The sequence below is a fragment of the Klebsiella sp. 141240 genome (genome assembly GCF_050600805.1).
GTDB lineage: Bacteria > Pseudomonadota > Gammaproteobacteria > Enterobacterales > Enterobacteriaceae > Klebsiella > Klebsiella aerogenes.
In genome coordinates this window covers 1-332 of sequence record NZ_JAQIRK010000079.1, presented here as the reverse complement: position 1 = coordinate 332, position 332 = coordinate 1, and the positions used below count along the sequence as shown (strand labels likewise).

At 48.5% G+C, this 332-nt stretch carries 1 protein-coding gene; it reads right to left on the bottom strand.

What is annotated here, in order from left to right; genetic code table 11:
• A partial coding sequence (locus tag PGQ95_RS26430; RefSeq protein ID WP_430919902.1) for a hypothetical protein occupies window positions 1-239 on the bottom strand: 239 nt, incomplete at its 3' end.
• Window positions 240-332 lie beyond the last annotated feature (93 nt).

The following is a 332-nucleotide window of genomic DNA, read 5'->3' as shown; positions in this document are numbered from 1 at the left end:
TTGCCGGCAGCAACTTTAAATAACCCGGCTGCGGGTACGTAATCCTCATAGTGATTTGAATTAACCAGTACAGCACCGCCATTTCCTGCAGGCCAGCCTGAATCACGGGTACCAAAACGCCAGGATTCTGCAGTCGTTTCATTGTTGACTATCATTGTCCGCATATAAGCCATTGCCAGACCATTTACAGCATAACCAAGCGTTAAACCATTGCCATCCGTTCTGTTGGTATCGCTCATACATCCAGCGATAAGGTAGCTTGATGATTTTTGTACCGTGATTTCCCCGCGGCTCAGTAGCCTGTTCCCACCGGCAGAGGAGATACGAACGTT